Origin of the sequence: Micromonospora sp. WMMD1120, assembly GCF_029626235.1 — a bacterium.
GTDB lineage: Bacteria > Actinomycetota > Actinomycetes > Mycobacteriales > Micromonosporaceae > Micromonospora.
The window spans coordinates 2427417-2452223 of sequence record NZ_JARUBO010000005.1; the positions used below are offsets into that span (position 1 = coordinate 2427417).

The window sequence follows — 24807 nt, forward strand, 5'->3', positions numbered from 1 at the left end:
CTGGGTGTGACCTCCAACACTGCGGAGGGCTACAGTACCCGGGTTGTCAGCAAGTGATCCATCCCGCAGCCAGCGGGTATGGGTGGTCATCGCTGGTCCGCTGGGGTGGGTTGGCGCGGCGCTTGCGAGTCCGCATCCAGGCGCCGGTCGGTGCGTCTCCACTCACCGGCGCGAGTGTTCGGTAACAGGAGGACACAGATGTCCGAGACCTTGGCCGCCGACGGCGGCGGGCTTTCCCTTACCGGAAGCAATGTCACCTACGTCGTCATAGCCGCGGTGATCGCGCTGGTGGCGCTCGCCTTCGCCGCCGCGCTCACCAAGGCGGTGTTGGCTGCCGGTAAGGGCACCACCAACATGCAGGAGATTTCGGGGGCGGTCCAGGAGGGCGCCTCCGCCTACCTGCTCCGTCAGTTCCGTACCCTCGCGATCTTCGTCGTCATCGCCGTGGTGCTGCTCTTCCTGCTGCCGGTGCACGACACCGACGGCAGCGAGATCGCGGTGAAAATCGGCCGTTCGCTCTTCTTCGTGGTGGGCGCGCTGTTCAGCGCGTTCATCGGCGGCGCCGGCATGTGGCTGGCCACCCGTGCCAACCTGCGGGTGGCCGCCGCCGCCCGGGAGCGCGAAGGTGGCCGCGAGGGCGCCATGAAGATCGCCTTCCGCACCGGTGGCGTGGTCGGCTTCCTCACCGTGGGCCTCGGCCTCTTCGGCGCCGCGCTCGTCGTCCTGGTCTACCGGGGTGACGCGCCCACGGTGCTGGAGGGCTTCGGCTTCGGCGCCGCGCTGCTCGCCATGTTCATGCGGGTCGGCGGTGGCATCTTCACCAAGGCCGCCGACGTCGGCGCCGACCTCGTCGGCAAGGTCGAGCAGGGCATCCCCGAGGACGACCCGCGCAACGCCGCCACCATCGCCGACAACGTGGGCGACAACGTCGGTGACTGCGCCGGCATGGCCGCCGACCTGTTCGAGTCCTACGCGGTGACGCTGGTCGCCGCGCTGATCCTCGGCCGGGCCGCGTTCGGCGAGGAGGGCCTGGTCTTCCCGCTGATCATCTCCACCATCGGGGTGCTGATCGCGATCGTCGGCGTCTTCATCACCCGGCTGCGCACCTCCGACCGCAACGGTCTGACCGCGATCAACAGGGCCTTCTACATCTCGGCGGTGCTCTCCGCGGTGCTGGTGGCGGTCGCCGCCTACGCGTACCTGCCGGCGACCTTCGGCGAGTTCGACAGCGGCCTGACCGACGCGCCCGGCAACCCGCGGGTGATGGCGATCGGCGCGGTCGTGATCGGTATCGTGCTGGCCGCCGCGATCCAGGCGCTGACCGGCTACTTCACCGAGACCAACCGGCGTCCGGTGCAGGACATCGGCAAGAGCTCGCAGACCGGCCCGGCCACCGTCATCCTGGCCGGCATCAGCATCGGTCTGGAGTCGGCCGTCTACTCGGCGCTGCTCATCGGCGCCGGCGTCTTCGGCGCGTTCCTGCTCGGCGGCAGCTCCATCACGTTGTCGCTGTTCGCCGTGGCGCTGGCCGGCACCGGCCTGCTCACCACCGTCGGCGTGATCGTCGCGATGGACACCTTCGGGCCGATCTCCGACAACGCGCAGGGCGTCGCGGAGATGTCCGGCGACATCGACGAGCACGGCGCGCGTACGCTCACCGAGCTGGACGCGGTCGGCAACACCACCAAGGCGATCACCAAGGGCATCGCGATCGCCACCGCGGTCCTCGCCGCCACCGCGCTGTTCGGCTCGTACACCGACACCCTGAGCAGCGCGTACGCCAGCGCGGGCGTGCAGGACGTCGGCTCGGAGATCCTCAACTCGCTGAACGTGGCGAACCCGCGCAACCTGGTCGGCCTGATCATCGGCGCGGCGGTGGTCTTCCTCTTCTCCGGCCTGGCCATCAACGCGGTGTCCCGCTCGGCCGGGGCCGTGGTGATGGAGGTCCGCCGGCAGTTCCGGGAACTGCCCGGCATCATGGACCGCACCCAGCGCCCGGAGTACGGCAAGGTCGTCGACATCTGCACCCGGGACGCGCAGCGCGAGCTGATGACCCCCGGCCTGCTCGCCATCATGGCGCCGATCGCCGTCGGCTTCGGCCTCGGCCCGGGTGCGCTCGCCGCGTACCTGGCCGGTGCGATCGGTGCCGGCACCCTGATGGCGGTCTTCCTGTCCAACTCCGGTGGGGCCTGGGACAACGCCAAGAAGCTGGTCGAGGACGGCGCGTACGGCGGCAAGGGCTCCGAGTCGCACTCCGCCACCGTCATCGGTGACACCGTCGGTGACCCGTTCAAGGACACCGCCGGCCCGGCGATCAACCCGCTGATCAAGGTGATGAACCTGGTCTCGCTGCTGATCGCGCCGGCAGTGGTGGCCTGGAGCGTCGGCGACGACCGCAACGTGGGCCTGCGAATCGGCATCGCGCTCGTCGCGACGCTGGTCATCGCGGCGTCCATCGTGTTCAGCAAGCGCAAGGGCATCGCGATGTCCGACTCCGACGCCGGTGGCAGCACCGGCGCGGGTAGCGCCGACCACCGGCCGGAGACGGTCAACGCCTGATCCACCGACGGCACCGGGTCCCCGGTCGACGTACCGCGTCGGCCGGGGACCCGGCCGTCCGGCCCGGTGCCACACCTGGCCGAAGGCCGTACGCTGCAACGCATGCGTACGTGCCGGGCGTCTGCCGCCGGAAAGCTCACGGTGGTCCTGGCCACGCTCGTCGTCCTCGCCGGCTGCGGCGGGGGTCCCAGCCCACGGGCCTGGGCGGCGTCGGTCTGCGGCGCGCTGACCCCGTGGCGTTCCGAGATCAGCAAATTGACCAGCAGCACCGACGAGCAGATGACCGCGCAGACCACACCGGCGCAGGCCAAGGAGAACCTGGTGCGGCTCTTCGGTGGGGCGGAGCAGGCCAGCGAGACCGCGCGCCGCAAGGTCGAGCAGGCGGGCGTGCCGGAAACCGACAACGGGGCCGCCATCTCCGACGGTTTCCGCAGCTCGCTGGGGAAGATGCGGGACGCCTACGGCCGCGCCCGGGACACCATCGACGGGTTGGACACCGGCGAGCCGACAGTGTTCTACGACGGCGTCCGGGCCGCCGTGGAGACCCTGAACAAGGAGTACGACGCCAGCGCGCTGGACACCAGCAAGCTCAACTCCGAGGAGTTGAAACAGGCATTCGACGAGGTGCCGGAGTGTCGCTGAGCGGGCTCGGTGACACCGGGGAGGCGCAGCCCACCCCGGCGCTGTTCCCCGCGCCCGAACCCGAGGCGCCCGCACCCACCCGCCGCCGCGGCGGCGCGACAGCCAACGCCCCCGTCCGGGACGCGCAGACGGATCGGCAACTGGTCTTCTTCGGCGCGGATGCCGCCGAACCGGCGGTCGCCGACCTGGCCGGGCTGCTCGCCGGCCCGGGTGAGGTGGTCCGGATGGGCGGCACCGCCCGCCTCTCCATCCAGGTGGACGCCGCCTGGCGGGTGCACGTGCTGGTAGCCGAGCTGGCGTCCCGCGGGCTGGCCGCGAGCTGGGAGCCGACGGAGGGTGAGCGGCACACCGTGCGGACGTCGTACACCAGAATCTTGAAACCGCTCGCCGTGGCGTGGCTGGACGGTCCGGTGAAACGCCCGCCGGCCACCTTCCACCTGACCGGCCGCCGGTTGCGGTTGTGGCTCGCCGCCGCCGGGACACCGGAGCCCGGCGGCTTCCTGCTCGGGCTCGGCGTCGACGACCGGGAGCACTGGGAGTCGATCGCCGTCGCGCTCGCCGCGGCCGGGCTCGCCGGGGCGCTGGTCAGCCCGGACGAGGGCGGGCCGGCGTACCGGATCACCGGCCGGCGCCGGCTGGCCCGGCTCGCCGAACTGGTCGGTGGACCGCCGCCCGCGGCACCGGCCGACGCCTGGCCGACGCATCACTGAACCGGGCATTCCGCCCACCTCCGCACGGACCTTCGGGTGTCCGGTGCCGGACACCCGGCCGGCCCATCCAGGTGAAAAACGGGCGGGTCCAACCTCGCCCGTAGGCCCACCATCGTCACAGTGACCCGCTTCAAGCCCTACCCACGGTGTACGGTGACGCCGTCCGGCAGTGCCGAGCGCGGCGGGGCGGTGTCCGTCGCCGTGTCGAAGCGGTTTGCCGCCCGCGAAACCCGAAACGCGGACGGCGCGTTACGTTGGACATCCGGACCGCCGGTGCGACGGCGGGTTCGAAAGCGGTCACTGTCGCAGGCGCCGGCAGGCCACGAGCAGGAGTGAGGTCGGGGAGAGACGTGCCGAGCAACGCCGCAACCACCCGTCTGGTCATCGTCGAGTCACCGGCGAAGGCCAAGACGATCTCGGGCTACCTCGGCCCGGGGTACGTCGTGGAGGCCAGCTTCGGTCACGTCCGCGACCTGCCCCGCAACGCCGCCGACGTGCCGGCCAAGTACAAGGGCGAGTCCTGGGCCCGGCTCGGGGTGGATGTCGACAACGGCTTCCACGCGCTCTACGTCGTCTCCGCCGACCGGAAGCAGCAGATCAGCAAGCTGGTGAAGCTGGCCAAGGAGGTCGACGAGATCTTCCTGGCGACGGATGAGGACCGCGAGGGCGAGGCGATCGCCTGGCACCTGGTCGAGACGCTCAAGCCCAAGGTCCCGGTCAAGCGGATGGTCTTCCACGAGATCACCAAGCCGGCGATCCAGGCGGCGGTGGCCAACCCCCGGGAGATCGACCGCGACCTCGTCGACGCCCAGGAGGCCCGGCGCATCCTCGACCGGCTCTACGGCTACGAGGTCTCCCCGGTGCTGTGGAAGAAGGTCATGCCCCGGCTGTCGGCCGGCCGGGTGCAGTCCGTGGCGACCCGCATCGTGGTCGAGCGGGAACGGCAGCGGATGGCCTTCCGCACCGCCGAATACTGGGACATCCTGGCCACTCTCGCCGTCGCCGAGGCCGGCGAGGGTCCGCGCGCGTTCAACGCCACGCTCATCGCGTTGAACGGCGACCGGATCGCCACCGGCAAGGACTTCGAGCCCACGACGGGTCGGGTCCGGGCCGGCGCCGGTGTCGTCCACCTCGACGAGGGCGGTGCCCGGGGTCTCGCGGCCCGGCTGGAGGGGCGGCCGTTCACCGTCACCCGGGTCGAGGAGAAGCCCTACCGCCGCCGCCCGTACGCGCCGTTCATCACCTCGACCCTCCAGCAGGAGGCAGCCCGCAAGCTACGCCTGTCCTCGCAGCAGACGATGCGCACCGCGCAGCGCCTCTACGAGAACGGCTACATCACCTATATGCGTACCGACTCGGTCAACCTGTCGGAGACCGCCATCTCCGCGGCCCGCCGGCAGATCGTCGAACTGTACGGCGAGCGCAGCGTGCCACCGGAGCCGCGCCGCTACACCGGCAAGGTGAAGAACGCGCAGGAGGCGCACGAGGCGATCCGCCCGGCGGGGGACAACTTCCGCACCCCGGGCGAGGTCGCCAAGGAGTTGTCCGCCGAGGAGTTCAAGCTCTACGAGCTGATCTGGCGGCGCACCATCGCCTCGCAGATGACCGACGCGGTCGGTTCCAGCGTGTCGGTGCGCATCCGGGCGGTCTCCACCTCGCAGGAGGAGGCCGACTTCGGCGCGACCGGCAAGACCATCACCGACCCGGGCTTCTTGCGCGCGTACGTCGAGTCCAGCGACGACGAGAACGCCGAGGCCGAGGACGCCGAGCGCCGCCTGCCCACCCTGGTCAAGGACCAGCCGCTGACCGCCGACGAGCTGGCCGCGCAGGGCCACCACACCCAGCCGCCGTCGCGCTACACCGAGGCGTCGCTGGTCAAGGCCCTGGAGGAGCTGGGCATCGGCCGGCCGTCCACCTACGCGTCGATCATGCAGACGATCCAGGACCGGGGGTACGTCACCAAGCGCGGCCAGGCGATGATCCCGACCTTCCTCGCGTTCGCGGTGATCGGGCTGATGGAGCGGCACTATCCCCGCCTGATCGACTACGACTTCACCGCCAGCATGGAGAACGAGCTGGACGAGATCGCCGGCGGGGACCACGCCGCCGTCGACTTCCTCACCGCGTTCTACTTCGGCAGCACCAACGGGGCCGGCGACCAGGACATCGCCCGCTCCGGTGGGCTCAAGAAGCTGGTCACCGAGAACCTGAGCGACATCGACGCCCGCAGCGTCAACTCGATCCCGCTCTTCACCGACGACGAGGGCCGCGAGGTCGTCGTACGCGTCGGCCGGTACGGGCCGTACCTGCAGCGCGCGGTGCCCGGCGAGACTCCGGCGACGCCGGCCGAGGGCGAGGAGGGGAGCGCCCAGGGCGACCGCGCGCCGATCCCCGAGGGGCTGGCCCCGGACGAGCTGACCCCGGAGAAGGTGCACGAGCTGTTCCTCGGCGGCGGCGGGGAGCGCAAGCTCGGCGACGACCCCGCGACCGGCGAGCCGATCGTGCTCAAGTCCGGCCGGTTCGGCCCGTACGTGTCCAGCGGCGAGCGCAAGTCGTCGCTGCTGCGGACGCAGACGCCGGACACGCTGACCCTCCAGGAGGCGCTGAAACTGCTCAGCCTGCCCCGGCTGGTCGGTGTCGCGCCGGACGGCGTGGAGGTCTTCGCCAACAACGGTCGCTACGGCCCCTACGTCAAGCGGGGCGAGGAGTTCCGGTCGCTGGAGTCCGAAGAGCAGATGTTCACCGTCGGCCTGGACGAGGCGTTGGCTCTGCTCGCCGCCCCGAAGACCCGGGGGCGGCGGGTCGCCGCTCCGCCGCTGCGCGAGATGGGCGTCGACCCGTTGACCGAGAAGCCGCTGGTGATCAAGGACGGCCGGTTCGGGCCGTACGTCACCGACGGTGAGGTCAACGCGTCGCTGCGGCGCGGCCAGACGCCGGAGGCGCTGAGCATCGAGGAAGCCTCGGAGATGCTCGCCGAGAAGCGGGCCAAGGGCCCGGCGCCCCGGAAGAAGGCGGCGAAGAAGGCTCCCGCGAAGAAGGCCGCGACCAAGGCCACAGCGAAGAAGGCTTCGACCACGGCGAAGAAGACGGCCGCCGCCAGCAAGTCCACCGCCGCGAAGAAGACCACCACCGCGAAGGCGACGACGGCGAAGAAGGCCCCGGCCAAGAAGGCCGCCCCGCGCAAGGCCGCGACCAGCACCGAGTAGCCCCACGCGGCGCAGCCCCGCCTCGATGCTCCGGGCCGGTGGGTCGGTTAAGACCTTTGGGTTGGTCCGGGCCTGCGGGTCGGTTCGGGCGTTTGGGTTGTCCGGGCCGGTTGGTTCGGGCCTGCGGGTCGGTTCAAGCTTCCGGACTATGTCCGACCTTTTCCGGATTGATCGGCCCTCTAAGCCGTGCGATCCTAGGGATCTTGGACACTTTCCGTTCCGTGAGGACGGAAACTGTCCAAGATCTCCATCCGGCGGCTGTCTGCGCGGCTTCGCCGCTCGCGTCATCGATCCGGCCTGGATCCAGGTGTTCCCTGTCACGCTCGCCGTGTCGGCGTTCGTCGCTTCATCGGTATGGCCGTACCGTATGTGCATGCCAGTCAGCCGGAAGAGGCGCGCGGGCGGGGAGAGGCGGATGGCCGTGCTCGAGGCCGTGGCCGACGTGCTCGCCACGCGTGGTTACGAGAACACCCGCTTCGCGGACGTCGCGGCTGCCGGAGGCGTCGCGATCAGCACCCTGCAGACCTACTTCGGCTCGCGCGAAGACATGATCATCGAGGCGATGCGGCTCTCCACCGACCGGGAGGTAGCCGCGCTGCAGTCGGCGTCCGCCGCCGAGGCCGACCCGTGGCGACGGCTTGTCACTCTCGTCGACCGCAGCCTGCACAACTCGGAGAGCACCCGGCAGGTTCTCGTCGAGTTCTGGCGGTCGGCGATGCGCGACGACGAACTCCGCGAACACAGCGCCGAGGTGTGGACGCGGTACCGGGCACCCTTCCTGTCCGCCGTGCGCGAAGGCGTGGCGCGCGGTGTGTTCACGCCGACGCACGACGCGGATGCGGTGACGGACTTCCTGCTGACGGCCCTGGCCGGTCTGATCATCTCCCGCGTCCAGCACCATCCCACGCCAACCCCCACGGATTTTCGGGTAGTCCTGCTGGCCCAGCTCAGGCTGATGCTGGGCGTCACGTCGAAAGTCGAGGAACGATGACCACAGTCGAGATGACCCGTTTCCGGGTGCCAGCGGAGCGCGCCGACGCGCTGCTCGCCGCCCGGCCGGCGATGGTGCGGGACTTCCGGGCCGACCGTGCTGGCTTCCTCGAAGCCCGACTGATCAGGGTGTCAGCCGACGAGTGGCTGGACATCGTCTTCTGGGCCTCGTCCGAGGACTTCGCCGAGTCCCGGCGCCGGGGCGCGAACCGACCCGGCATCCAGACCTTCTTCTCCCTGATCGACGAGGTGGTCAGCGTCGAGGAGGGCACCACCACCGAGTTGGCGGGCGTCTGATGCGCGCGGCGTGGTACGACAGGCAGGGCCCGGCACGCGAGGTGCTTCAGGTCGGTGAGCTGCCCGATCCGCAGCCGGGTACGGGCGAGGTGCGGGTTCGCGTCTCAGTCTCCGGCATCCACGTGGGTGACCTGGGTAAACGGCAGGGCTGGTGGGGGTCGACGATGTCGTTCCCGCGGGTCGTCCCGCACGGTGACGGCGCCGGAAAGATCGACGCCGTCGGCCCGGGTGTGGACAAATCCCGGGTCGGCGAACGGGTGTGGGTCTACCTCGCCCAGTCGTACCGCCCGTTCGGCACCGCCGCCGAGTACACGGTGGTGCCGGCCCGGCACGCCGTGCCGCTGCCCGCCGGGGTGCCGGAGGAGCAGGCGGCCGGCCTCGGCATCCCGGGCATCACCGCCCATCGGGCGATCTTCGCCGACGGTCCCGTGGGCGGGCAGCGGATCGTCGTCACCGGCGCGCTCGGCGCGGTCGGACGGGCCGCGTTGGCGGTGGCCCGGCGCGGCGGCGCCACAGTGATCGCGACGGTCCGTACGCCGGAGCAGATCGACGAGGCGCTGGCGGCGGGCGCGCACCACGCTGTCGACACCACCGGCGGCGACGTCGGGACTCGGATCCTCGACCACACCGGCGGGGAGCCTGTCGACCGGGTCGCCGAACTCGCCTTCGACACGAACCTGGCGACCAACCTGGAGATCCTCCGGATCGGTGGCGTGATCGCCACCTATGCGACCGGGGCGGCCGAGCCCACCATCCCCTACTGGCCGCTCGGCTTCCAGAACATCACGGTCCGGTTCCTCAGCAACGACGACTTCCCCGAGTCGGCGAACGAGGCCGCCGCCACCGAACTGACCGCCGCGCTGGTCGCCGGTGACCTGCGCTACCCGATCGCCGCACGGATGCCGCTGACGGAGATCGCCGAGGCGCACGAGTTGGTCGAGCGCGGGTCGTCCCGGGGCCGGGTCGTCCTGGACATCTGAGGAGTGGCGACCGAGCACCTGGCCGTCAGGCCCCGAGCACGTGGGTGAGGTGCGGGTTGGTGAAGACCCGGTGCGGGTCGAGCCGGTCGCGGACGGCCTGGAAGTCGGCGAAGCGGGGGTACGCGTCGGCCAGCGAGGCCGCGTCGCGGTAGTGCAGCTTGCCCCAGTGCGGTCGGCCTCCCAAGCTGGCCGTCACCTGCTCGAACGCCCGGAAGTACGGCTCGTACGGCATGCCGACGTACTGGTGTACGGCGATGTACGCGTTGTCCCGGCCGTAGCCGTGCGACAGCCAGATGTCGTCGGCGGCGGTGAACCGCACCTCCACCGGGAACAGCACCTTGAACGGCAGCCCGGTCACGATGCGCTGCAACGCGGCGAGCGCCTCGGGTAGCGCCTCGCGCGGTATGCCGTACTCCATCTCCACGAAGCGGACCCGGCGCGGCGTGCAGAAGACCCGGTCGGAGCGGCCGGTGTAGTGGCGTTCGGTGAGCGCGCGGGCGGACACGGCGCTGATCGTCGGCGCCAGCGCGGGCACGGTCCGGCCGAGGCGGCACGCGCCGGCGAAGACGGTGTTGGACAGGAAGTCGTCGTCCAGCCAGCCGCGCCAGCGGGGCAGCGGCCGGTCGTCGGCGGGTACCCGGTCGTTGGTCTTGACCTGGACCCTTTCGGTGTACGGGAACCAGTAGAACTCGACGTGGTCGTGGCCGCCAATCAGCGCGGGCAGGTCGCCGAGCACGTCGGCCAGGGGGGCGGGGCGTTCGTGGGCGTGCAGCACGAACGCGTCAACGCAACGCAGTGTCACCTCGACCAGGACGCCGAGCGCGCCGAGCGACACCCGGGCGGCGGCGAGGACGTCGGGGTGCTCGTCGGCGGAGCAGCGCAGCACCTCGCCGGTGCCGGTGACGACGGTGACCGCCTCGACGAAGGTGGACAGACAGCCGTACCCTGCCCCGGTGCCGTGGGTGCCGGTGGAGATCGCCCCAGCGACCGTCTGCGCGTCGATGTCGCCGAGGTTGGGCAGGGCGAGCCCGTGTCGGGCGAGCAGGCCGTTGAGGGTGTGCAGGGTCATCCCCGCCGGCACGGTGACCAGTCGGTTCGCGACGTCCACGCGGGCGGGGGTGTCCAGCCCGGACAGGTCCATCCGGCGGTCGTCGGCGACCGCGACGGCGGTGAACGAGTGTCCGCTGCCCGTCACGCGGATCCGACCGCCCGCCGACACGGCGGCGCGGACGGCTTCCGCGACGTCGGCCGGCGAGCCGGGGCGCAGGACTGTGCTGGCGCTGCCACGCTGGTTGCCGGCCCAGTTGGACCAGTGAGCGGTGAGCGGTGCGGTGCCGACCATGCGCGCTCCTCATTCATGAATATGAACTGACTTCATATCAGGAACGTTCTAGCTGGTAAATACCGCAATTGCGATCCGCTCGTTGTACCGGTAGTCACGGAGTCGTGACGTGGAGATATGTTCATCCGTCGAAGGGGGGTGGCGCAGAGTGTCCACACCAGCCGCCACGACCGGGCCGCTGCGCCGCGTACCGGTGCAAGGTCGAAGTGTCGCGCGGGTACAGCGCATGTTGGATGCCTGCGCCGAGCTCGTCGACGAGGTGGGGTACGAGGGCCTGACCACTACCCTGCTCGCCGAGCGTGCCGAAGTGGCGATCGGGTCCGTATACCAGTTCTTCCCGGACAAGCGGGCCATCGTGCAGGCGTTGACCCTGCGCACGATGGAGTCCTACCTGCAACGCCTCGACGAGCGGTTCGCCTCCGACGAGATGACCCACTGGTGGGACGGCGTCGACGCGGGGATCGACGAGTACATCACGATGCACCGCACCGTCCCCGGCTTCCGTACGCTGCACTTCGGCGACGTGGTCGACCTGCACCTGCTCGACGAGCAGCGGGACAACAACGGGGTGATCGCCGACCAGTTGGCCCGGGTGCTCACCGAACGTTTCGGGCTCACCGACGTGCCTCAGCTCCGCTTCGTGCTGGAGATCGCGGTCGAGGCGGCGGACGCGCTGATCAAGCTCGCGTTCCGGCGCAAGTCCGACGGCGACGAGCGGGTGCTCCAGGAGGCCAAGGCGCTGATCCGGGAGTACCTGCACCGCCAGGTCGACGGTTCGGACGCCGACCGGTCCGCCACCGCGACGCCGGCCGAGGTGACACAGCCCGCCTGAGCTGTCGGGGTGCGGGGTCTCAGAGGAAGGCCTGCCCCTCGCCGCGGTAGGTGGGCACCGTCGCCACCACCACGTCCCCCTCGACCAGGTGCAACTCGTTGACCCGCTCGCACAGCTCACCAGCCTTCGCGTGGCGGAACCACACCCGGTCGCCGACGCGCAGGGTGGTCGCCGCCGCACCGGACAGCGGGGTCTGCACCTCGCCGGCCCCCTCGGTGCCGACCAGCTTCAGCCCGGCCGGTAGCCACGGTCGGGGCAGCCGGCTGTCGGCAGCCGGGCCGGAGGCGATCCAGCCGCCGCCGAGCACCGTGACCAGGTCCGGCGTCGGCCGGCGGACCACCGCGCAGGCGAAGAACGCCGCCGGGGTGGGCCGCCAGGCGCGGTACGCGTCGAACAGCGTCGGCCCGTACAGGCCCGATCCCGCGGTGACCTCGGTGACCGCGGGATCGGCGCTGGTCGCGGCCACGCTGCCGGTGCCGCCGCCGTTGACGAACTCCAGGTCGGCGTGCTCGCGTACCGCGGCGACCGCCGCACCACGGCGGGCCAGCAACTCGCGGTACGACCCGCGCTGGGCCAACCTGATCGCGCCGGCCAGCAGCGTCCGCCCCGGCGGCGCGTCGCCCAGGCCGGCGATCTGCGCCTCGTACGACATCAGGCCGACCAGCCGGAAGCCCGGCCGGCCGGCGATGGCGGCGGCGAGCGCGCCGGCGGCCCGCGCGCTGTGCACCGGCGAGCGGCGGACGCCGACGTGCACCCCGCGTACCGGCCGCCAGGACGCGTCCAGGTCCAGGCAGAGTCGCAGCTCACAGCGCTGACCGGGAGCGCGCACGGAGTCCACGAGATCGAGTTGGCCGGTGCCGTCGATCATCAGGGTGATCGCGGCGGCGAGCGCGGGGTCGGCGCCGAGTTCGGCGATGGCGGCCCGGTCCGCGCTCGGGTACGCGACCAGCACGTCGTCGCTCACGCCGGAGCGGACCAGCCAGATCGCCTCGGGAACTGTGAACGCCATCACGCCCCGCCAGCCGGGCCGGGCGAGCGCCCGGTTGATCAGATCCCGGCTGCGCACCGACTTGCTGGCCAGGCGGATCGGCTTCCCGGCGGACCGCTCGGCCAGGGCGGCCGCGTTGGTGTCGAAGGCGGTGAGGTCGACCACGGCGTACGGCGGGTCGAGGTGCGCTGTCGCCCGGTCGAGCCGGTCGCGAAGTTTGTCGCTTTCGATGGCCACGTGTGCACGCTAACTGTCCGAGGAAGAATGCGAAACACCCTCGCGTACGTCCGGGCTGCGGCCGGTGGCTCCGGCGGCCTAGGCTCAGCGAGCAGGCGAATGTCGCCGGTGGGACGGTCCCCACCGGGTCTAGAGTGTTGCACCGGGGGTGCCCAGCGATGGGCCGGCACGTGGAGGTACGGCCATCGAAAGCCAGAACAGCGGCGAGTCGCCCGGCGTGTCGCACTCCGGCAACCAATCAGACAACGCCGCGACCCAGTCCGGCGGCGGTCAGGTGGACCCGTCCGGTTACGCCGCCATCAGGTCCGTGCTGCGCATCCAGCCGTTCCGCCGGCTCTGGATCGTGCTCGCCGCGGCCTCCTTCGGCGACTGGTTCGGCCTGCTGGCCACCTCGGTCTTCGCCGCCTCGCAGGTCCAGGGCAGCACCGCCCAGGGCGCGGCCTTCGGCGGCGTGATCGCGATCCGCCTGCTCCCCGCGCTGGTGCTCGGGCCGGTCGCCGGCGTGCTCGCCGACCGGTTCGACCGGCGCTGGACGATGGTCATCTGCGACCTGCTCCGGTTCGTGCTCTTCGCCTCCATCCCGATGGTGGCGTTGGCCGGCGCGAGCGGCGCGATGGTGGTGCTCTGGGCGACGGTCGCCACCTTCCTGATCGAGTCGATCACGCTGATCTGGATCCCGGCCAAGGAGGCCGCGGTTCCCAACCTGATCCCGCGCGCCCGGCTGGAGGCGGCCAACCAGCTCACGCTGATCACCACGTACGGGCTGACCCCGGTGCTCGCCGCGGCCGTCAGCGCCGGCCTGGACCGCAGCGTCCGGGGCATCACCGGCGGCGACTTCCCGAACTGGGCCGAGCCGGCCCAGTTGGCCCTCTGGTTCAACGCCCTGTCCCGGCTGGCCACCGCGCTCGTCGTCGCGTTCGGCATCAAGGAGATCAGCCAGGGGCAGACCGCCGAGGCTGGCCGGCACGAGCAGAGCATGCTGCGCCAGTTCAAGGAGGGCTGGCAGTTCATCGGGCAGACGCCGCTGGTGCGCGGCCTGGTGCTCGGCATCCTCGGCGCGTTCGCCGGGGGCGGCATCGTCATCGGCACCGCGAAGTTCTTCGCCAGCTCGCTGGGCGCCGGTGACGCCGCGTTCTCACTGCTCTTCGGCGCCATCTTCGTCGGCCTGGCGCTCGGCATCGGGCTCGGCCCGATGATCGTGAAGGAGATGTCCCGACGCCGCTGGTTCGGCATGAGCATCGTGCTGGCCAGCGCCGCCGTGATGACCCTCGCCTTCGCCATCCACCTCTCCATGGCGATCGTCGGCGCGGTGCTGGTCGGTGCCGGCGCCGGCATGGCCTTCCTGGCCGGCACCACACTGCTCGGCGGCGAGATCAGGGACGAGGTCCGCGGCCGGGTCTTCGCCGTCGTGCAGATCGGCACCCGGCTGGTGCTGATCCTGGCCATCGCGCTGAGCAGCCTGCTCGCCGGTGTCGGCGGCTCCCGCAAGCTGGTGATCGCCGACCTGGGCGTGTCCATCTCCTCGACCCGGTTGCTGCTGCTCGCCGCCGGCGCCGCCGGCATCTTCGCCGGGATCAGCGCGTTCGGCCAGATGGACGACAAGAAGGGCGTCCCCGTCCTCGCCGACCTCTGGGGTTCGATCCGGGGTCGTCCGCTGATGCCCTCCGAGCCGTTCGTCTCCGCCGGGTTGTTCGTGGTCTTCGAGGGTGGCGAGGGCGCCGGCAAGTCCACCCAGTTGGCCGCGCTCGCCGAGCGGCTGCGCGGGCACGGGCGTGACGTGGTGGTCACCCGCGAGCCGGGCGCCACCGGGGTCGGCCGGCGCATCCGGTCGCTGGTGCTGGACACCTCCGGTGACGAGGCTCCGTCTCCCCGGGCCGAGGCGCTGCTCTACGCCGCCGACCGGGCGCACCACGTGGCCACCGTGGTCCGGCCCGCGCTGGCCCGGGGCGGTGTGGTGATCAGCGACCGGTACGTCGACTCGTCGCTCGCCTACCAGGGCGCGGGCCGGACACTGCCGGTGGACGAGGTCTCCTGGCTCTCGTCCTGGGCCACCGGTGGGCTCAAGCCCGACCTGGTGGTGCTGCTGGACGTCGAGCCGCGTACCGGCCTGTCCCGGGTGGCCTCGCGCAACGCCGGCACCGACCGGCTGGAGGCCGAGTCGGTCACCTTCCACGAGCGCGTCCGGTACGCCTTCCTCGACCTCGCCGCCGCCGACCCGAAGCGCTACCTCGTGCTGGACGCCTCCCGGCCGGCCGACGAGATCACCGGGCAGGTGGTCCGGCGGGTCGAGGAGCTGCTGGGCAGCCCGGGTGGCATCGTGCACCCCCGGCCGGCGCAGGGCCCGGACACCTCGGTACAGCCCGAGTTATCCGACGCGGAGCTGGTGACGATGGAGCACAAGACCTGATGCCCGACGTCTTCGCCGACCTGGTCGGCCAGGACGAGGCGGTGGCAGAGCTGCGTCGGGCGGCCGCCGCGGCGGCGGCCGTGCTGCGCGCGAGCGACCGGGCGTCCGCGCTGGTCGCCGCCGGTGCGACCGACGCCGCGTCCGCCGACGCCGCGCCCGGCGGGGTGGACCCGGCCGCCGGGATGACGCACGCGTGGATCTTCACCGGGCCGCCCGGCTCCGGTCGTTCGGTCGCCGCCCGCGCGTTCGCCGCCGCCCTCCAGTGCGTGCACGGCACCGGCTGCGGCGAGTGCCAGGGCTGCCGCACCACGATGGGTGGCACCCACGCCGACGTCCGGCTGGTGGTGCCGGAAGGGCTCTCCATCGGCGTCAACGAGATGCGCGCCCTGGTGCTCCGCGCGGCCAGCACCCCGTCCGGCGGGCGCTGGCAGGTGGTGGTCATCGAGGACGCCGACCGGCTCACCGAGGCCGCCGGCAACGCGCTGCTCAAGGCCATCGAGGAGCCTCCGCCGCGTACTGTCTTCCTGCTCTGCGCCCCGTCCACCCACCCGGACGACATCTCGGTGACCATCCGGTCGCGCTGTCGGGTCGTACCCCTGCGGCAGCCACCGGCCGGGGCGGTGGCCGAGGTGCTGGTCCGCCGGGACGGCATCGCGCCCGACGTGGCGCAGTGGGCGGCGGCGGCCGCGCAGGGTCACGTGGGCCGGGCCCGGCGGCTGGCGCGCGACCCGGAGGCCCGGAAGCGGCGTGAGGCGGTGCTGGCGGTGCCGCGTCGGTTGACCGGGGTGGGGGCGGCGTTCGACGCGGCGTCCGCGTTGATCGAGGCGGCCGAGGCGGAGGCCGAGGCGTCGGTCGTCGAGGCCGACGCGGCCGAGCGGGCGGCGCTGGAGACCGCGCTGGGCGCGGGCGGCACCGGCCGGGGTGCCGCCGGCGCGTTCCGGGGTGCCGCCGGTCAGCTCAAGGAGCTGGAAAAGCGGCAGAAATCCCGGGCCACCCGGGCCCAGCGGGACGCGCTGGACCGCGCGCTCGTCGACCTGGCCGGCTTCTACCGGGACGCGCTGACGATGGCGCTGCGCGCGCCGGTCGCCCCGGTGCACACCGACACCGCCGCCCTGGCCGGCGCCGGCGCGCAGAAGTGGGACGCCGAGGGGGCGCTGCGCCGGTTGGAGGCCGTGCTCGCCTGCCGCGCGGCGATCGAGGCGAACGTCAAGCCGCGGATCGCCGTCGAGGCGATGATGCTCGCCCTCTGGAAGGGCTGACCCGGACCCTTCGGCCGCCGTTGTCCACAGGCATCGACACGCCCGATTGTGGTGCGGTACGGTCCGGTGTGCCGTGGTGACGGTGACAGCACACTGAGTGAGGGCTCACCCGGGAGGAGTCGGCCGATGCCGCGGGGGGAGATCGACGAAGCCTGGATCGAGGAGGCGGTGCGGCGCTACCGCCGGATCGAGTCGCTCCAGGCCGAGTTCGACCAGGCGGTGTCGACCGTCGAGGTGACCGTCCGGTCACCGGACGGCCTGGTCGAGGTCGTGGTCACCGCCGGTGGGCGGATCACCGACGTCCGGTTCCTCGGGCCGCTGCACACCCGCAGCCCGCGCGACGTGGCCGGGTCCGTGCAGGCGGCGGTCACCGCCGCGGCCGACGCCGCGGAGTGGGCGCGGGAGAAGCTGCACAACGAGACGTTCGCCGCCTACCGACCGCTCGCGGGAGCCTGAGATGGACACACTGCGCGCGCTCTCCGCCCGGCTCGACGAGGCGGGCGCCACGCTCACCGTCGTCTCCCACACCGTCACCGCCGGCGACCCGCCCCAGGCCGCCTTCGGCGCCGACGCGCCGGGCCGACCCGGCGAGATCGGTCGGGCGCTGCACCGGCAGTGGACGACAGCGACCGACGACCGGGCCCGGGAGGCGCGTGCCGCCGCCGGTCGGCTGGCCGCCGCCGCGGCGGCCGTGCGGGAGGCCGCCGACCGCTACGCCGAGGTCGACAGGGCGGCCCGACGCCGGCTGGCCGGGGAGCCGTGATGGACGCCCTGGACCGGCTCGCCGAGCCCGGCCTCGACCTGCTCCGCCGGGTGGACACGCTGATCGCCGCCGGGGTCCCCGAGGGGCACCGGGTCTGGCCGCTGCTGCGTCGGATGCAGGTGCTGCCGGGCGACGCCGTCCGGAGCTTCCTCGACCTGCACCCGGCGCCGCTCGCCGGCGCCGGGCACGCGGTGCGCCGGCTGGTCCGGGGGTACGACGATGTCTCCGCCGCGCTCACCGACACGGTGCTCTGGTCCGGTCCGGCCGCCACGGCGTACGGGCACCAGCGTGCCGCGCTGCTGCGTCACCTCGACGAGGGCCCGGACAGTCTGGTCGGCCGACTCGAGTCGACGGCCGGCTACGCCGACGCGCTCGCCGACTGGGTGGAGGGCAGCCGTCTCGCAGTGGCTCGGACGATCGCCGACGTGCTCCGCTCGGCCGAGGCGGTCGCCGTGGTCGCCGCCACCGGCGCCGGCGCGTCGACCCGTCCGGGACCGGTCGGGCCCGGTGTGGCCGACGCCGCCGAGATCGCCGCGCGGGTGCTGGCGGTGCTCTGCGTCGCGTACGACGGCGCGGAGACCCTGCTGCGGCAGTGGGCGCCGAGCCTGGCCGAGGTGCCGTGGCGTCCGCCGGTGGAGGGGCGACCCCACTACGACCAGCCCACCCGGGTCGGCTGGTGACCTGTGACCCGCCCGGCGTCGGCGGTCCGAGCCCCGGAACAGCCCACGGCGTCGCGCACGGGCACCTGACCTGAGCCGGTGCCCACGGCGACGCCGTGGTCTTCCCCCTGCACCCCCCGCAGGTCTGCCTCCACTCAACGCCGCCGGGGCACGTCTTGTCTCCTACCCGACCCGGGATTCAACCGTCCGGGCGAGGGGCAACGGCACGACGGGCCGCCCGGCGATGGTCAAGTCGACGGCCGTGGATGCCATCGGGTGCGGCCGACATGCTCCTTCGGCGGCGGACCGTCGTAGGGTGGGGGGATGGGCATGCTCTGCGCGGTCAGCTTCAACCGGTACGGGCGCCTCTACTACTTCGACCCGGGCGAGTTGCGCCCGCAGGTGGGCGACCGGGTGCTGGTGCCCACCGACGACGGACCCGAGGTGGCGGAGTGTGTCTGGGCCGCCCAGTGGGTGACCGAGGAGACTGACGGTTTTCCCCGGCTGCTGGGGTTGGCCGGCGACGACGACCTGCGCCGGGACGAGGCGCTGCGGCGGCGCAAGGCGGAGGCGAAGGTGGCCGCGAAGCGGCTGATCCGCTCGCACGGCCTGCCGATGAAGGTGGTTGCCGTCGATCATGTGCTGGGCTCCGCCGAGAGCGGTGGCGAGCGCAGCACCGTGTACTTCACCGCCCCGCACCGGGTGGACTTCCGTTCGCTGGTCCGCGACCTGGGTGCGACCCTGCACTGTCGGGTCGAGCTGCGGCAACTGTCCGCCCGGGACTCGGCCCGGGTGCAGGGCGGCATCGGCTCCTGTGGTCGCGACCTGTGCTGCGCCACGTTCCTCACCGACTTCGAGCCGGTGACCATCCGGATGGCGAAGGACCAGGACCTGCCGCTGAACCCGCTGCGCATCTCGGGCGCGTGCGGCAGGTTGATGTGTTGCCTGAAGTACGAGCATCCGCTCTATTCGGGAAGCAGCGACTACCCGGTGTCCGGCCAGCGGGTGGAGACGCCGGAGGGGACAGCCAAGGTGGTGTCCCGTCATCCCCCGAGCGAGACGGTCACGGTCCGGCAGATCGCCGACGGTTCCACGAAGCGCTGTGCGCTCTCCGATGTCTGCGGGTCGCGCCAGGCGTACGAGAGCCGTTAACGCCGGCTGTGTGCCGAATACCACCGACGGCTCCCGTACCGTCCGCCCGGAGGCGTCGGTGTGCGGGAGCCGCACGGCGTAACTCACCCTACGGCGTGACGCCGAGGATGATGGCGATGGTGCCGACGGTGGCCATGAGCAGGCAGGTGCCGGGATGCATGCCGATCGAGATCCGGAGGTCGTGCTTGCGCCAGACGAGCCAGACCGCCGGGAACAGGAAGACGATCTTCGACAGCGCCGTCCAGGGCGCCCAGAAGTGGTACACCGAGAACAGGACCGTGTTGAGCACCGGTGCTCCCCACCGCAGGTGGGAGATGCGGGGCAGCAGGAACCCCCGGAAGTAGTACTCCTCGATGAGGGGGAGGGTGAAGCCGGTCAGCGGCAGGCAGATCAGCATCGTGACGACCAACTGCGCGTGGGAGTACCCGTCGATGTAGGTGGTGGCGCTGCCGCCCGCGCCCTCGAAGGGGACCCAGGTGAAGAAGGTGTCGAAGACGAGATTGTCCAGCGGGACGAGCGCGAGTGAGACAACCGTCATCCACGCGATGAGGCCAGCGACGATGGCGATTATCTTTCCGCGTCCGATGGGCCTGTCCCGGTAGGCCGTCACCCCACGCAACGTGTAGCGACCGGTGCGTTCGCGGCCCAACCACAACAGGCCGAAAAGGAGCGGGGTCAGCACGATGACCAGGGCGATCGCCCAGGCGAGGAAGACCGGATAGTTGATCGTGCTGACGAACGGCTCGGCGAGGAGCAGGTAGGCGGCGACGATCAGGACGCCGGGCACGAGGTGCAGTGCGATCGACAGCGGCAGTGAGTGCCGCTCGGCGAGCAGTAGTTCGACAAGGCGGTTCGGTCGGGTGGTGGGCTTCGTGGCGACTGTGCGGGTCAGGGTGTTCTCCATGCCGCAAAGACTCAACCCACCCCCTGTCACCACCCTGTCAAGCCCCTGACACGCCCCCCACACCCCCCACACTCCCTCTACCCCACACCCCCTCCCCTCTCCCCCTGACGCCCCGTTGATCATGAAGTTATTGCCATCTGGATCGGCGTGTCCGGGTCATAACTTCATGATCAACTCAGAGGGGCGGGGGGTGGGGGGTGGGGTGGGGGGGTGGGTGGGAGGGTTACTGGGGGTTCGGAGAGGCGGGGGATTAGGCGGTCCTCGGGGGTCAACCAGCTTGCGGTGGGGGACTGGTCCGGGTTCACCTGCCAGTCGCGCGAGACGCGATCCACCGCCACCGGATAGATGGTCAGCGTCCCGTCCGGGTCGATGCGCAGCCGGAGGAACGACTTGGAGTCCTCGATGCCCTGGCCGGCGAAGAGTTCGTTGACGTTCACCCCGAACCAGCCGGCCACCAGCAGGTACGCCGCCACCAGTTGGCTGGCGACCAGGCCGATCACCGGGCCGTAGAGCACCACGGCGGCGGCCGCCGGCAGCGGCCACGGCCAGTAGTAGAAGGGCAGCGCCAACCACACCCAGGTGCCGGCAGCCGCCAGCGCCACGTGCGCCACGCCGTGGCCGACGCCGAGGAGCCAGTGCCGTACGTGCCGCTTGCCGCTCGCGCTGGGCGGCCGGGCGAAGAGGACCGCCGCCAGTACCGTCACGAGCACCATCAACACCAGCGGGACGGTGAACAGGCGCTGGTTGGTGCTGTCCGCCCAGTTCGCCGTAGCCCCGGCCATGGCCAGCATCAGCAGGGTGTGCAGGAGCCCGAGCAGCGAGGTGAAACCGGGGTTGCGGAACGGCAGCCGGGTGAAGATCCCCCAGCCGTAGCGGCGGGACCGGGCCACGTCCGGGTAGCGGGCCACCAGGTCGTACGGCTGGGTGGTGCTGGCCCGCCGGGCGAACGTGTCCCGTGGTGGCACCTCGAGCCGTTCCGGCAGCTTGTGCGTGGGGTAGAGGTACGCCCCGCCGCCGCCGCAGGTGATCAACTGGCGGTTCGGCCCGGAGTAGCGGGCGTAGTGGTGCAGGTCGCCGGAGAGCAGCAGGCGTACCTGGGCGCCGGTCGGGTCGATGATCGTCCGGATGAAGTAGTCGATCGAGTCGTACGCCGTGGGGTCGTCGGCAGCCTTGACCCAGGTCGGCGCCGGCGCCGCGATGATCACCTTGGCGTCCGGTCCGAGCCGTCGGGCCACCTCGTCGAAGTAGGCCAGCTGCGGGTCGTCAAGGTACGAGCCGGACTGGTCGTCGACGCCCAGGAACCACCAGCCCGCCGGCAGCTCCACGGCGAAGTACGACCGGGACTGCCCGGTGCCCCAGCCGGCGAAGTTCCGGTCCCGGGACCGCACGAACAGCCGCAGGAACGCGGTGAGTCCGTCGTACCAGTCGTGGTTGCCCGGCACCGCGAAGAGCGTCGGCTTCTCGGGCGGCGTCACCGGTAGCGCAGCCTGGTAGGGGCCCTTGCACCGGTCCTCGTACGACGCGTAGGCCGCCGACGGATACACCTGGTCGCCGCCCATCACCAGGGTCTGCGCCCGGGGCAACCGGTGCCCGTCCACTGTCAGTTCCGGCTGCGCCAGCAGGTACGCGACCGAGTACGTGGCGTTGAAGCCGTCACCGAGGTCGGCCACGTAGTCGAGCCACAACCCGCCGTCCGGCCCGACCTGGCGGAAGACGCCGTCGCCGAACGCGTTCTGCAGCTCCCGTTTGTCGAGGTACGCCCCGAAGAGCGCCGCCAGCAGCGTCCGGATGCCGGTGCTGATCAGCAGGAACGGCGCCAGCCACGGCACCGGCTTGCGTGGCGTGAAGCCCAACTCCAGCGGGTCGGTGCTACGCGGCCGGCGGGCGGCCCGTGCACCGACGGGCCCAGGGTCAGGGCGTTCGTCGGCCTCGTCCGGGCGGTCGGGATGGTCCGGTTCGTCGCTCACCCGCCGCAGCCTAATCACGCGCCGGATGATCCGCTGTCCGGTAATCGGCTAGATGGCAGACGATGTCCGGTTAGCGGGAGGTGCTGGGGGTATCCCGTGCGATCGAGGGCGCCGGGGTGCCGTACACTTGCTGATCGTTGCCGCCTTAGCTCAGTCGGCTAGAGCGACGCACTCGTAATGCGTAGGTCGACGGTTCGATTCCGTCAGGCGGCTCGGTGTCGAAGCCCAGGTCACATGACCTGGGCTTCGCTGTTTCCAGGGCCGGCGGCGGTGCCGCTGGTTCGGCCGGGCGGACATCTCCGCCTGATCGCGCCCGGCCCGACGACGTGCCGGGCCGGGCGCGACGGGCGGGCTATGCCACGAAGCGGGACCGGCGTCGGCGTCCGATCACGTAACCCACCCCGCCGAGGAGCAGAAGGGCGGCACCGATGCCGGCCACTGTCAGGGTGTTGGCACCGGTCACCGGCAGTCCGCCGCCGTTGCCGCCGGCAGCGCCCAAGCTGGCGGAGGGCGTGGCGGTCGGAGCGACCGTCGGCGTGGCGCTCGGCGTCGCGGTGGCCGTCGCGCTCGGCGTCGGCGTCGGCTGGGACTTGCAGTCGAGCGCACGTGCCTCGTACAGGCCGTTGTTCAGGTAGGCCAGGTAGGTGTCGACGGACGAGGTGCCGAGCACCTTCTGTGCGGCTTCCTCGACGTGCGGCCCGGCGTCGGTCAACGTGCGGACCACCGAGACCCGCAGCGCCACCGCCCAGGCTTTCTCCATGTCCGACTTGAGGAATTCACGCAGTTCCTCGGGGGTGCCGTCCAGCTCTTTCTGGATCACGTCAGGCAACACGGGCAACGATTCCACGTTCGCCCTGTGCAGGATCTGCGAGGTCAGCACCCGCAGCTCGGTGGTGCTGGCGGTGTCCAGGTCAATGGTGACGAGTTCGCGGATATCCGTATAGACCTTGCGCTCGACGGTCTGGCAGGCCGCGTCCAGGCCGGGCGCCGCGGCTTGCGCCGCCGCTGGTGCCGCCGGAATGAAGAGCGCCAACGCTATGAGGGCGCCGGCCGGAAACTTCCATCGCATGTGGATCTTCCTCCCCGTTCTAGATCAGAGCGTGGAGATCTTACCGATGGTAATGAAGCAGCGATGTCCCCCAGCGGGTGCGATTCGTGGATCCGCGAGCGCCGCGTAGTGCGCCGATGGCCGCGAGCGGGGGCCCGGCGCGGAACCGGAGGCGATAGCGTCACTCCATGATCGAGCTAGCAGTGCCGAACCTGGTCCGTGGCGAACAGGTCGCCGTGCTGGTGACGGGGGAGGCGCGATGAAACCCGGTTCCGGGCTGGTGGGTGTCGTCGCGGTCGTCCTCGTGGCAGTCGGCCTGTCCGTCCCTTCGGACACACCGGTCGCCGCCCAGACCACGGCGGTCGCCTGTCCCACGCCCGGTCGGCCGAAGACGAAGATTCTGACCGTCGGCGATTCGATCACCAGCGGCGCGACGATGACCGAGTCGGTGACCGCCGGATACCGCAAGGAGTTGGGGTGGCTGCTCGACCAATCCTGCGTACCGCACGAGTTCGTCGTCGCGGCGGTCGGAGGGGTGACCTGCAACTACTGGTCGTCGCGGATGGCCGACCTGGTCACCACGCACCGGCCCGACCTGATCCTGATCAACTGTGGGACCAACAACAACCTGTCGAACGCCACCTCGGCGCAGATCACCGCCTTCGAGCGCACCTACCGCGCGCTCTTCGACACGGCGCTGGACCTGGACCCGGACGTCGTGATGTATCCGTCCTGGGTGCAGTACAGCTCCGGGCACGGCACCTACGGCTGCACGACCCCACCGGGACCGAGCCCGGCTTGGCTCCCGGCCAGCGAAGCCGTGGTCAATGACGCGATCTATCGCAGCATGTCGGTGATCGACGAGTACGGCGACCGGGTGCCGACCTGGATCGACTACCAGTCCATTCCGGAGAGCTATCTGGACCAGTGCGGCGTGCACCCCACGCCCGGTGGTTACGACGTGATGGGTCGGCTGGCCTACAACACCATCGCCCCCCGGCTGGGTGTGCCGCAGGTCGAGCTGCCGTGCGGGCTGGTGGGTCGTCGACCGGGCAAGGCGGTCGGTGAGTGGACCCCCTGCGACCGGATGAATCTCAACTGATGAGCCGGGTCGGGTCAGCACGCTGACCCGACCCGCGCCCCACCGGGATCGGCGACGATCAGGAATAGATCGTCTTCACGTAGTCCGGCCCGTAGTACCGTTCCAGGTCCTCGAGGCTCTCCACCGGCGCCTCGACCTCCTTGATCAGGCGTGCGCGGGACGGCAGCGCCTCGGGCTGCCAGGTCTCCGGCCGCCACAGCGCGGAGCGCAGGAACGCCTTCGCGCAGTGGTAGAAGATCTGCTCGATCTCCACCACCACGGCGAGCACCGGCCGGTGGCCCTTGACCACCATGTCGTCGAACCACTGCGCGTCGCGGACCAGGCGCGCCCGCCCGTTGATCCGTAGCGTGTCGGTGCGCCCCGGGATCAGGAAGAGCAACCCGACGTGCGGATTGTCGAGGATGTTGCGATAGCCGTCCGCCCGCCGGTTGCCCGGCCGCTCGGGCAGCGCGATGGTCCTGTCGTCCAGCACCATCGCGAATCCGGCCGGGTCGCCCTTGGGTGAGACGTCGCAACTGCCGTCCGCCCCGGCCGTGGCCATCAGGCAGAACGGCGACGCGCCGAGCCAGTCACGGTCGCGCTGGTGCAGGCGGGCGCGGTCCTTGTTGGCGGCCCGCGCGTTCGGTACGCCCAGCAGCTCGCGCAGTTCCTCGTGGGAAGTGATCTCCACCGTCACGTTGGTCCTCCCTCAGCCGTTGACCCGATGGCGGGGCCCACCGGTCGTCAGCCTAGGCCCCGGTGACCAGCGCGAGGTTTGCGACCG

Annotated in this window: 21 protein-coding genes and 1 tRNA gene; 16 read left to right on the plus strand and 6 right to left on the minus strand. The window is 71.4% G+C overall.

Annotation, left to right across the window (positions count from 1 at the left end):
* The first annotated feature begins 198 nt into the window (after positions 1-198).
* The 7 genes from O7634_RS11490 (at position 199) to O7634_RS11520 (ending at position 9384) form a co-directional block, all read left to right on the plus strand.
* Positions 199-2559, plus strand: a complete 2361-nt coding sequence (locus tag O7634_RS11490; RefSeq protein ID WP_278150118.1) for a sodium-translocating pyrophosphatase — start codon at positions 199-201, stop codon at positions 2557-2559.
* Between the two features lie 102 nt (positions 2560-2661).
* Positions 2662-3201 carry a hypothetical protein gene (locus tag O7634_RS11495; RefSeq protein WP_278150119.1) on the plus strand — a complete coding sequence of 180 codons (540 nt, stop codon included), beginning with the start codon at positions 2662-2664 and terminating at the stop codon, positions 3199-3201.
* Entirely contained in the window at positions 3192-3911 is a 720-nt protein-coding gene (locus O7634_RS11500; RefSeq protein WP_278150120.1) for a hypothetical protein, read from the plus strand. Before O7634_RS11495 ends, O7634_RS11500 begins: the two co-directional genes overlap by 10 nt.
* A 350-nt stretch (positions 3912-4261) precedes the next feature.
* Positions 4262-7117 (plus strand): type I DNA topoisomerase, encoded by a 2856-nt coding sequence (topA, locus tag O7634_RS11505; RefSeq protein ID WP_278150121.1) that lies wholly within the window; start codon positions 4262-4264, stop codon positions 7115-7117.
* 433 nt (positions 7118-7550) lie between these two features.
* Complete coding sequence (locus tag O7634_RS11510) at positions 7551-8108, plus strand: TetR family transcriptional regulator C-terminal domain-containing protein (RefSeq protein WP_278150122.1); 558 nt, start codon at positions 7551-7553, stop codon at positions 8106-8108.
* Complete coding sequence (locus O7634_RS11515) at positions 8105-8404, plus strand: antibiotic biosynthesis monooxygenase (RefSeq protein WP_278150123.1); 300 nt, start codon at positions 8105-8107, stop codon at positions 8402-8404. The genes O7634_RS11510 and O7634_RS11515 overlap by 4 nt, the downstream gene beginning before the upstream one ends.
* Positions 8404-9384: an NADPH:quinone reductase gene (locus O7634_RS11520; RefSeq protein WP_278150124.1), complete on the plus strand. Its 981-nt coding sequence runs from the start codon at positions 8404-8406 to the stop codon at positions 9382-9384. Before O7634_RS11515 ends, O7634_RS11520 begins: the two co-directional genes overlap by 1 nt.
* Positions 9385-9409: 25 nt before the next feature.
* On the opposite strand, the gene O7634_RS11525 is transcribed toward O7634_RS11520, so the two are convergent.
* Positions 9410-10726 (minus strand): D-arabinono-1,4-lactone oxidase, encoded by a 1317-nt coding sequence (locus O7634_RS11525; RefSeq protein WP_278150125.1) that lies wholly within the window; start codon positions 10724-10726, stop codon positions 9410-9412.
* Positions 10727-10952: 226 nt separating this feature from the next.
* Between O7634_RS11525 and O7634_RS11530 the strand changes: the two genes are divergently transcribed.
* The gene (locus O7634_RS11530) at positions 10953-11558 is read left to right on the plus strand and encodes a TetR family transcriptional regulator (RefSeq protein ID WP_278150126.1); all 606 of its coding nucleotides are present in this window, start codon (positions 10953-10955) and stop codon (positions 11556-11558) included.
* Positions 11559-11577: 19 nt separating this feature from the next.
* Here O7634_RS11530 and O7634_RS11535 read toward each other — a convergent pair whose 3' ends face one another.
* The gene (locus tag O7634_RS11535) at positions 11578-12783 is read right to left on the minus strand and encodes an amino acid deaminase/aldolase (protein ID WP_278150127.1); all 1206 of its coding nucleotides are present in this window, start codon (positions 12781-12783) and stop codon (positions 11578-11580) included.
* Positions 12784-13090: 307 nt separating this feature from the next.
* Here O7634_RS11535 and tmk point away from each other — a divergent pair, with 307 nt between their 5' ends.
* From tmk to ricT, 6 genes are all read left to right on the plus strand, one after another.
* Positions 13091-15190, plus strand: a complete 2100-nt coding sequence (gene tmk / locus O7634_RS11540) for a dTMP kinase (protein ID WP_278153943.1) — start codon at positions 13091-13093, stop codon at positions 15188-15190.
* Positions 15190-16449, plus strand: coding sequence for a DNA polymerase III subunit delta' (locus tag O7634_RS11545; protein ID WP_278150128.1), 1260 nt, complete (start codon positions 15190-15192; stop codon positions 16447-16449). The genes tmk and O7634_RS11545 overlap by 1 nt, the downstream gene beginning before the upstream one ends.
* 126 nt (positions 16450-16575) lie before the next feature.
* Positions 16576-16905, plus strand: a complete 330-nt coding sequence (locus O7634_RS11550) for a YbaB/EbfC family nucleoid-associated protein (protein WP_007454690.1) — start codon at positions 16576-16578, stop codon at positions 16903-16905.
* 1 nt (position 16906) lies between these two features.
* Positions 16907-17212: a hypothetical protein gene (locus O7634_RS11555; protein ID WP_278150129.1), complete on the plus strand. Its 306-nt coding sequence runs from the start codon at positions 16907-16909 to the stop codon at positions 17210-17212.
* A complete protein-coding gene (locus O7634_RS11560) occupies positions 17212-17892 on the plus strand; it encodes a hypothetical protein (protein ID WP_278150130.1) in 681 nt (226 codons plus the stop codon). Before O7634_RS11555 ends, O7634_RS11560 begins: the two co-directional genes overlap by 1 nt.
* A gap of 303 nt (positions 17893-18195) precedes the next feature.
* The gene (ricT, locus tag O7634_RS11565; protein WP_278150131.1) at positions 18196-19023 is read left to right on the plus strand and encodes a regulatory iron-sulfur-containing complex subunit RicT; all 828 of its coding nucleotides are present in this window, start codon (positions 18196-18198) and stop codon (positions 19021-19023) included.
* Positions 19024-19111: 88 nt separating this feature from the next.
* Here ricT and O7634_RS11570 read toward each other — a convergent pair whose 3' ends face one another.
* Both O7634_RS11570 and O7634_RS11575 read right to left on the minus strand, forming a co-directional pair.
* Entirely contained in the window at positions 19112-19927 is an 816-nt protein-coding gene (locus tag O7634_RS11570) for a CPBP family intramembrane glutamic endopeptidase (protein WP_278150132.1), read from the minus strand.
* Between the two features lie 170 nt (positions 19928-20097).
* The gene (locus tag O7634_RS11575) at positions 20098-21894 is read right to left on the minus strand and encodes a metallophosphoesterase (protein WP_278150133.1); all 1797 of its coding nucleotides are present in this window, start codon (positions 21892-21894) and stop codon (positions 20098-20100) included.
* A gap of 139 nt (positions 21895-22033) precedes the next feature.
* Between O7634_RS11575 and O7634_RS11580 the strand changes: the two genes are divergently transcribed.
* Positions 22034-22107: transfer RNA gene (locus tag O7634_RS11580), tRNA-Thr, on the plus strand.
* Between the two features lie 139 nt (positions 22108-22246).
* Here O7634_RS11580 and O7634_RS11585 read toward each other — a convergent pair.
* Positions 22247-22963, minus strand: a complete 717-nt coding sequence (locus O7634_RS11585) for an LPXTG cell wall anchor domain-containing protein (protein WP_278150134.1) — start codon at positions 22961-22963, stop codon at positions 22247-22249.
* 238 nt (positions 22964-23201) lie between these two features.
* Here O7634_RS11585 and O7634_RS11590 point away from each other — a divergent pair, with 238 nt between their 5' ends.
* Positions 23202-24044, plus strand: coding sequence for an SGNH/GDSL hydrolase family protein (locus O7634_RS11590; protein ID WP_278150135.1), 843 nt, complete (start codon positions 23202-23204; stop codon positions 24042-24044).
* A 58-nt stretch (positions 24045-24102) separates the two neighbouring features.
* Here the strand turns inward: O7634_RS11590 and O7634_RS11595 are convergent, their stop codons facing one another.
* Positions 24103-24720 (minus strand): pyridoxamine 5'-phosphate oxidase family protein, encoded by a 618-nt coding sequence (locus O7634_RS11595; protein ID WP_278150136.1) that lies wholly within the window; start codon positions 24718-24720, stop codon positions 24103-24105.
* Positions 24721-24807: the final 87 nt, after the last annotated feature.